The 8,314-nt window shown below is 56.6% G+C and carries 7 protein-coding genes; 2 read left to right on the top strand and 5 right to left on the bottom strand.

The window, feature by feature from the left end; translation table 11 throughout:
* Together Q2B33_RS03975 and Q2B33_RS03970 are read right to left on the bottom strand one after the other, a co-directional pair.
* Positions 1–1,864 (bottom strand): hypothetical protein (locus Q2B33_RS03975; protein WP_300913873.1); only part of this gene is annotated, 1,864 nt, incomplete at its 3' end.
* A 163-nt stretch (positions 1,865–2,027) separates the two neighbouring features.
* The gene (locus Q2B33_RS03970; protein ID WP_300565957.1) at positions 2,028–3,701 is read right to left on the bottom strand and encodes a M3 family oligoendopeptidase; all 1,674 of its coding nucleotides are present in this window, start codon (positions 3,699–3,701) and stop codon (positions 2,028–2,030) included.
* Positions 3,702–3,979: 278 nt separating this feature from the next.
* Here Q2B33_RS03970 and Q2B33_RS03965 point away from each other — a divergent pair, with 278 nt between their 5' ends.
* Positions 3,980–5,089, top strand: a complete 1,110-nt coding sequence (locus Q2B33_RS03965; RefSeq protein ID WP_300565955.1) for a DUF6709 family protein — start codon at positions 3,980–3,982, stop codon at positions 5,087–5,089.
* 166 nt (positions 5,090–5,255) lie between these two features.
* Here the strand turns inward: Q2B33_RS03965 and Q2B33_RS03960 are convergent, their stop codons facing one another.
* Positions 5,256–6,164, bottom strand: a complete 909-nt coding sequence (locus tag Q2B33_RS03960) for a DUF5067 domain-containing protein (protein WP_300565953.1) — start codon at positions 6,162–6,164, stop codon at positions 5,256–5,258.
* Positions 6,165–6,193: 29 nt separating this feature from the next.
* Entirely contained in the window at positions 6,194–6,655 is a 462-nt protein-coding gene (locus tag Q2B33_RS03955) for a hypothetical protein (RefSeq protein ID WP_296472910.1), read from the bottom strand.
* Between the two features lie 122 nt (positions 6,656–6,777).
* On the opposite strand from Q2B33_RS03955, the gene Q2B33_RS03950 reads away from it, so the two are divergent.
* Positions 6,778–7,857: a serine/threonine-protein kinase gene (locus Q2B33_RS03950; RefSeq protein WP_300565951.1), complete on the top strand. Its 1,080-nt coding sequence runs from the start codon at positions 6,778–6,780 to the stop codon at positions 7,855–7,857.
* Between the two features lie 79 nt (positions 7,858–7,936).
* Here Q2B33_RS03950 and Q2B33_RS03945 read toward each other — a convergent pair whose 3' ends face one another.
* Complete coding sequence (locus Q2B33_RS03945) at positions 7,937–8,281, bottom strand: hypothetical protein (RefSeq protein WP_300823117.1); 345 nt, start codon at positions 8,279–8,281, stop codon at positions 7,937–7,939.
* Positions 8,282–8,314 lie beyond the last annotated feature (33 nt).

Genomic DNA, 8,314 nt, shown 5'->3' with positions numbered 1-8,314 from the left:
CATCGCCGGAGGCCTCGGAGCCTTCCTCAGAGCCTGCGTCCTCTGAGGAGCCCTCAGCGCCATCGGAGGCTTCGGAGCCTTCTTCAGCGCCTGTGTCCTCTGAGGATTCCCCAGCGCCGTCGGAGGCTTCGGAGCTTTCCTCAGAACCTGCGTCCTCTGAGGAGCCCTCAGCGCCGTCGGAGGCTTCGGAGCCTTCCTGGCTTCCTGTCTCTTCTGATGCGCCTGCGGCCTCTGAGGATTCCCCAGCATCGCCGGAGGCCTCGGAGCCTTCCTCAGAGCCTGCGTCCTCTGAGGAGCCCTCCCCTTCGGCAGCCGCAGAGGATTCCTGGGCAGCGGCTTCCGCCTCCGCCTGCACCTTCAGGTAGCGCAGGTTCCCCTTGGGATCCTCCACCTTGCCGTCGGCCGTCAGCTCCTCCACATACTCGTTCATCCGCTGGCCGATCAATGTCTGGCGGATGCTCAGGATCCACTCCGCCTCATTGGTCCCGCTGTAGTACACCACAAAGGTGTTCTCCTCCCCTTCCGGAGAAATGACAGCCGTGTCACCTACAGCCCTGGCCTCGTCACGGATCCAGGCATTGATGTCGGCCGGCACGGAGGAGGATGTCACAGCCTCCAGCAGGCCGCCCTCCGTCACCGTCACGGCGGGGTCGTTGTACTTGTCGCACAGCTCCGCGAAGCTCTCCTCCGTGGCAGCCCCCGCGCTCCACTCGTCCAGGATGGCCTGTCCGTTCTCCGCGTCCGTCACCACCACCCGGATATCCGAGGAGAGCACCTCGTCCAGATAACGGCCTGCGAATTCCACCACATAATAGCGGTGCCCGGTGGAGTCCTCGATCACCGTGGAGTCCCCGGCCTTCCTCTCCTCGTCGAACAGCCAGTCCTGGAGCAGATAGGTGGCGGCGCTCTTCTTCACGTTCTCCTGCAGCTCGCCGTCTGCCTTCACGGTGTCCACTGCCCCGTCGGCCTTCTCCTTGGCCTCCGCCATGGCCGCCTCTATCTCCGCCTCAGAGGGCTGGTAGGCCTGCTCCTCCCCGCCCTCGGCGCCGTTCTCTGCCCCGGCCTCCTCTTCGCCCTCGGTCTCCTCCACGGGATCCGCCAGCTCTGTGGGCTCGGTGGGCAGCTCCGCGTCCACGGTCATCAGATAATAGTCCACGGAATCATAACTGGCCTTGTTCTCTTCATAATAGGCCTGGATATCCTCCATGGAAGGGGTCTGGCGCTCGGACAGCTCGTCATAATACCCCGCCAGGTACAGAGTCTCCTCCACATAGGGCTTCAGCCTGGACTCCGTGGCATAGGGGCCGTACAGCTCCTTCAGGTAGCTCTTCGCCGTGGCGTTGTTCTCGGAAGCCGCTTTCTCCAGGGACTCCCTGTACATGGCGTAATCCTCGGCGGTATCGTAGGCGAAGCCCTCCGCCTTTGCCGCCGCCAGCAGGCTCTTGTTCCTGATCATGTTCTCCACGGCCATCTGCTGGAAATAGTCTCCCCAGGTCAGGGTATCGGAATACATCTGGGAGGTGAAGTCGCTGGTGGGGTCTATGCCCATCATGTACAGGTAATAGGCGTACTGGCTCAGGTAATTGCTCACCGCCACATTGTAATTGTAGTCGAACTCCACCTTGGATACGTCCTCTCCGTTCACCTTCACGTAGCTGCCGTGCACCGTGAGGTAGTTGCGGATGGGGAAGGACGCCACCAGGCACACAAGCGCCGCCACGATCACGATGCCCAGGATATTGTCCCTGCGCCTGCTCTTCTCCGCCCTTTCCTTCTCCTCCTTTCTCCGCTGCATCTTCAAATCATATTTCGTCATCACCTTTTCCGGTGTCTGATCTGCATTCTGTGTCTCTTTCTTGGACATGCCGAATGTCTCCTTTCTTATTTCCAGTTCCTGTCCGGTTCCAGTTCCTGTCCGTTCCAGTTCCTGTCCGGTTCCTTCCCGGTTTCCGTCCGGTCCCGTATCGCATATCAGCCCTTGCCGCCGATACCGACTTATTTTACCATGATTTCGCGCGTCCGAAAAGCTATTTCACATATTTTTCAAGCTTTTCCACGATATTTTTCATGCAGCCGGCCTCAAAGGGGCTGTCCAGGCCCACTTCCTTTACCATATTCGTGAAGAAATCGCTGGCGGAGAGCCTGCAAAGCTTCAGATAGCTGGCCCAGGCCCCCTCAAAATCCGCATCCATCTTCACCTTGTACTGCAGCGCGCAGCTCTGGGCCAGGCTGTAGTCGATGTAGTACAGAGGGGAGGTGTAGATATGCTGCTGCCTCTGCCAGAAGCCGCCCTTCCCGAAGAAGGGATCGTCGCCGTAGTCCTGGTGGGGCCTGTACTGCCGCTCCAGCGCAAGCCAGGCTTCGTGGCGCTGGGCCGGGGTCATGTCCGGGTTCCCGTAGGCGATGTGCTGGAATTCGTCCACCATGCAGCCGTAGGGGATGAAGGCCGCCGCGTCCTCCAAGTGCATCTCGATATAGTCCCGGGCCCGCTCCCCGAAGAACAGGGGCATCCATTCCTGGGCGAAGAACTCCATGGACATGGAGTGAATCTCCGCGGTCTCCATGGTGATGTCGGAGTGTTCCCTGATCGGATCCTTGCCGGAGAGCCACCCCTGGAACGCGTGGCCGCACTCGTGGGTGATCACGTCCACGTCCCCGCTGGTGCCGTTGAAATTGGCGAACACGAAGGGAGCCTGGTACACAGGCATATAGGTCATGTAGCCCCCGGCCCGCTTGGTCTTGCGCCCAAGCACGTCGAACAGTTCATTTTCCATCATGAAATCGTAGAATTCCCTTGTCTCCGGGGAGAGCTCGCCGTACATCTTCCGCCCGGCCTCCAGGATCTCCTGGGGCGTGCCCAGGGGCGCGGGATTGCCTTCCTTAAAGTAGACGGCCGTGTCGATGCAGCTGAGCTTCTCCAGGCCCAGGCGCTGCCTCCTGCGGTCGTGGAGCTTCTCGGCGAAGGGCACGAAATCCTCCTTCACCTGCTTCCGGAAGTTCTCCACTTCCTCACGCCCGTAGCAGTTGCGGCACATGCGGTAGTACCCCAGCTCCAGGTAATTGTCGTACCCCAGCGCCCTGGCCTGGGCGGTGCGGTTCTTCACCAGCTTGTCGTAAATCTCGTCCAGGGTCTGGGCGTTGGCGGCGAAGAATTCGCTCTGGGCCTTCCAGGCGGCGGCGCGCACGCTCCTGTCCTGGTGCACCGTGTAGGGGCGCAGCAGGGACAAGTTCAATTCCTGCCCGTCAAAGGGAATCTTGGCGCCCGCGATCAGCTTGCTGTACTCGGTGGTGAGATTGTTCTCCTCCTGCATCAGGGGAATCAGCCGCTCGTCCATGGCCTTCTGGGCGATCTCCATGTTCTTGAAGGCCACGGGGCCGATCTTCTCCACCAGCTTGTCCCGGTAAGGGGAGGCGTAGAGCTTCTTCTCATACTCCAGGGCCAGATTGTGGTAGATGGGGGATTTCTCATTGTAGTAATCATGCTCCGCGCTGTAGAATTCGTCCGTGGTGTCCGCGTCGTAGCGGATGTGGGCGATGGTCATCTGGGTGCCCACCCTGTCCGTCAGGGCATAATATTTCTGATGCACCGCGAACTGCTCCTCGCCGTCCTTCGCGCTGTCGAAGGCCTCCATCAGGGCCCTCATCTCCTGCTCCACCTGCTCAAAGTCCACGCGCTCATATGGCATATCCTTGAATTTCATTCCGTTTCCTCTCCCTTTCCTGTTATTTTCCGCTTCTCCTTACGGATTCCCAGAGCCGCTTTCCATCATCCTTCCCATTATAGCAGATTCCACGGCTTTTTCAAGCTATTTGAGGAACTGTGGGCCTTTCCGTCTAAGGCGCCTCCCGATAGTGTAAAATTTGTCTTTATTTTTTATAAAAAATTATATAAGCTGCATCTTGCGGTTTCAAAATGCTGGTGATAGAATGGAGATAACTTTTTTTACATATTTTTATAAATAATTCGGAGGGAAAAAACATGTTTGAAGAGTTGAAGAAACGGGCATTGAAGAGCACTCTCGCCTGGTCCATCATCCTGATCCTGGCAGGTCTGGGGCTGGCGGGGTGGAATGCCATGGACGCGCTCCAGGTGGTCACAGGCTATACGGATTTCGCAAGCCTGGCGCCGGAGGAGATCAGAGATCAAGTGGTAAAAATCGATTTGGCCTACAATTTCGGCTGCTATCTGAAAGCGTATTCCGAGAACACCAAGACCCATGCCACCACTACCACAGATTACTATTACATCATCCTGACCAGGGACGGCGAGGCTATGGACGACCGCTTCCTGTCCATCAAGGTTCCCGCCAGATACGGAAGCGAATTGGATGCCATGGCAATGGCCACCGCGGAGGGCCGCGAGACCACTCCCATGACCTTCTACGGCAAAATCAAGAAGCTGGACAGCGAAGAGATGTATTATTTCAAGGATTTCTTCAAGGATGTCGATTGGACGGATGAAGATATCGAGGCGGAGACGCTTCCTTATTACATTGATTACATCTGGCAGCCCGCCACCATGATCTACGTAGTGCTGTTCGTGGCGGGCGTCGTCCTCCTGATCTACGGCATCATCCGGATCGCCAGCGCGGCCAGCGGCGGCTCCCTGAAGAAGCTCCACAAGGACATCGCGGACGCGGGCTTCACGGAAAGCTCTGTCGAATCCGATTTCAGGAACGCCAAGTTCTTCGACAAGAAGGGCACGCTGCGGGTGGGCAAGCTGATGACCTACTATATGTCGGGCTCCGTCCCCAGGGCGATTCCCAACAACAAGATGATGTGGGCTTACCAGAATACCGTGACCCACCGCACCAACGGCGTCAAGACCGGCACCACCTACAATGTGATGGTGTACGGCGAGACCGCTCCCAAGGGCCTTACCTTCTCCGTGGCCAACGAGGCCGTGTCCCAGGATATGCTGAACTACTTCAACGCCACGCTTCCCTGGGTGGTGGTGGGCTATTCCGATGAGCTGAAGAAGCTCTACAACAAGGACCGCGCCCAGTTCCTACAGCTCCGCTACAATAGCTGCGAGCACACGGCAGTGGATCCCGACCAGGCAGGGTCAGCCGCGGACGGGCAGATGTAAAATCTGGCCGGGCCTGATATTCATGTATGCGAAACTCCGGGAAGTCCGCCTGCGGGCGGGTTCCCGGAGTTTTTCATCCATGTCCATTGCATTTCTCCTGCAGCAGCATGGTAACGGCAGAGGCTTGCCGCCATATTGTCCGATATTCGATTTCTTATCGATACCCTTACCTCACTTTATCTGGCGTCACGACAAATGTAGCGATTTTGTCAGAAGTCCCTATCCATTCCTTGTAAGAAACCTCCAGTTCGCTCCAGCTTGGGCTGACTTCATATTTCAGACATCCTTTCATCTTCTTGCCCGCCGCGACATCTCCTGCCAGTTCTCCATATCCCTCTGAATCATTCACTGTTATGACAGGGCTTGTACTGTATCCATCCAAGTAGGATTCCAGGAAGAGGTAGTTGAAATAATCGTCCTTGTTTGAAACATTTTCTACCTCAAAGAACAGAACAAGATATTTCTTCCCATCCGCCGGGACATCATTATAATATTCCCCGCTTATCTCATCATACATTTTCGCAGATTCCAACTTGATCTTCCAATCATCTCCTGAAATTGTATTTCCGACCGAATACTGCTTAGGAGAATTGTTATTGCCCGCTATCTTTGGTCTGTTCGGGGTATCGCTGCCTCCGAAAAAAGCCGCCATACCGATTATCCAAAGTCCTGAAAACACCAATGCAAGAACAGAGCAGACTTTCTTCCTGTGCTTATTGATGCACAGGTCCACAATCCCAAGCACAAGCCCGACCACGGAAAAGCACCCTAACAATGAAAACACCAATGCTGTGATGCTCAAGCCGGACGGCCCATCCTTTATGGGAGCCGCCGGGAGGCTCCTTTGAGCCGCCGTTGTCCCTCCGCTATTCTGCCTTATCTGCGCTGCCGTCCGTGTCTGCCTCGGCTGTGCCCCCTGTCCCCTCCCTTGCTGCTGCCGCAATCTTTCCAGCCTCTCCATCCTTGCGGATTCCGAGTTGTCGATTCCGTCACTGACCAAATCGATTTTACATATCGGACATTTTACACGGCTGTTCTCAAACTCCCTCCCGCACTTTGGGCATACTTTAGCCATATTGCTTCCCTCACTTTCGTGTTTTTGTCTTACTCCTGTGCTCCGCTGGTGCGCAGCAGCTCCATGCCCTGCTCCTTCAGCATGGCGTTCACGTCCAGGATATTGCCGGCGTGGCGGTTGAAAGCTATCATCAGGACGGCATCCCGGGGAATCCTTGCGTACAGCGGGGACATGCCATAGAGCATCAGGGCGTGCTGGGTCTCCTCCAGCGTCAGCTCCGCGGCATAGCAGATGCGCAGTATCACGTCCCTTTGGCGGGTGCGCTTCTCCCCGGAGAGGAGCTTGTAGCCATAGCGTTCCGGGATGTCGGCCTGGATGAAGATGTCCTGCTGTCGCAGGTTCTTCTCCCGGATCAGTTCCTTTATGTAGGCGCAGAAGGGCCTGTCCTCCCGCAGGAGGCTTTCTTCGTTCTCCTTCAGGTATTTTCCGGCTTCGAAGGTGTAGGCGTTCTTTAGGATATCTTCCAGTTTCTCGGTTGATTTGTCGTTCATTTTATCCTTCTCCTGATAGCAGTATGTTTTATGCTTTTTCCAACCCTTTGGTATCTTTGGCTTGCGCTCCTCCCTGTGACAGATTATAATAAATCAAACAGCTTCTGCCAAGGAGGATTCCCATGACGCTCGCAGATTCCCTTGCCCTGTCCTATTACAGAAAGGTAGCCGACATTAATCCGGAGCATGGCATCTGCCTGATCCAGCATCAGGAGACCGGGAAGTTTTATGTCCAAAAACTATTGAGCGTATATAACATTTCTGTATTCCGGCAACTCATGGAGCATCCCCTGCCCGGCATCCCCCGCATCTACGAAGCCGTGGAGGAGGATGCCGTATTGACCCTGATAGAGGAGTACATCCCCGGCACCAGTCTTCAGGAGCTCCTGGATGCCCAAAAGGCCCTGCCGGAGGCTCAGGTCGTGGAGTACATGGTACAGCTGTGCGGCATCCTCCATTCCCTGCACAGCTGCAATCCCCCTATCATCCACCGCGACTTAAAGCCGGCCAACATCATCGTCACCTCAGACGGCATCCTGAAGCTCCTCGACTTCAATGCCGCAAAATGCGCCGGAGGCGCTTCGGCAAAGGATACCGTGCTCATGGGCACGCCCGGCTTTGCCGCGCCGGAGCAATACGGCTTCGGCGCCTCCGACGCCCAGACGGACATCTATGCCCTGGGCATCCTCATGAACCTGCTGCTCTCCGGAGAGCTTTCCCACGAATGCACGGTCTCCGGCCCACTGGCCTCCATCATACGCAGATGTATCATGATGGAGCGCTCAGAGCGGTATTCCTCCGCACCGGATGTGCAGAAAGCCCTGGAAAGCTGGCAGCGGAAATCCCGGCGGCAGACAGATGCGGATGGCTGGAAATCCTTCCTGCCGCCGGGCTTCCGCAGACAGAACGTGCTCTTCATGCTCCTGGGTGCAATCGGGTATCCCATGATGTTCTGGGCATGCCTGACCATGGAGGTGGAGGGCGTATCCGGCCCCAGGCAGCAGCTGGAGCGCATCCTCTCCCTGCTGTTCTTTTTAAGCGCCACTTTCTTCTCGGCAGATTACAGGGGCATACACGCCCGCACCCCGCTTTGCCGGAGCCGGAACCTGGCCCTGCGCATATTGGGCATCGCGATTGTGGATTTCCTGCTCCTTTTCTTCTTTGTCATGGTTTTGACGATGTATGACACTGTCTTGCTCTGAATTTCGCCATTCAGACCGGAAATATGTGGTCAAAAAAGAGACTGCCTCTGCCAGTCCCCTTTTCTTATGCCTTGTCCGCCTACTTCTTCCTGCTGGAGACGAATGCCAGAGCAGCGCACACAAGGCACCAGATCGACCATACGATCAAATCCTTATAAATCCCAAAGCCCGCGAAGCCGATGAGGGCCGCAAGCCCGTACAGCACAATCAGGGCGATGTCCCCGCCTTTCTTCTGGGAGCCGCGCGTGGAAATGGACACGATCCCGCCCGACAGCATCAGTATCCCCACAAGAATCCCCGCGCCCCCGCCGGTTCCGCCCAGCCCGGCAATGGCATCCGCCACTCCGGCGGCGCAGGACTGGAAAGCCACCACCAGGAACAGGACTGTGGACAGGATACCGGATACCAATTTCCATGTTTTCATATCAATGCCTCCTTCACATTTGTTATAAAGACA

The sequence above is a fragment of the uncultured Acetatifactor sp. genome, assembly GCF_948601915.1.
GTDB lineage: Bacteria > Bacillota > Clostridia > Lachnospirales > Lachnospiraceae > Acetatifactor.
Note: the sequence above shows the minus strand (reverse complement) of the source record. Positions and strands in the feature narration are given on the sequence as shown.

Bases quoted from the DNA above. Each gene is read 5' to 3' on its own strand.
- Q2B33_RS03970 (WP_300565957.1), bottom strand. From the start codon at position 3,701: ATGAAATTCAAGGATATGCCATATGAGCGCGTGGACTTTGAGCAGGTG.
- Q2B33_RS03965 (WP_300565955.1), top strand. From the start codon at position 3,980: ATGTTTGAAGAGTTGAAGAAACGGGCATTGAAGAGCACTCTCGCCTGG.
- Q2B33_RS03960 (WP_300565953.1), bottom strand. From the start codon at position 6,164: ATGGCTAAAGTATGCCCAAAGTGCGGGAGGGAGTTTGAGAACAGCCGT.
- Q2B33_RS03955 (WP_296472910.1), bottom strand. From the start codon at position 6,655: ATGAACGACAAATCAACCGAGAAACTGGAAGATATCCTAAAGAACGCC.
- Q2B33_RS03950 (WP_300565951.1), top strand. From the start codon at position 6,778: ATGACGCTCGCAGATTCCCTTGCCCTGTCCTATTACAGAAAGGTAGCC.
- Q2B33_RS03945 (WP_300823117.1), bottom strand. From the start codon at position 8,281: ATGAAAACATGGAAATTGGTATCCGGTATCCTGTCCACAGTCCTGTTC.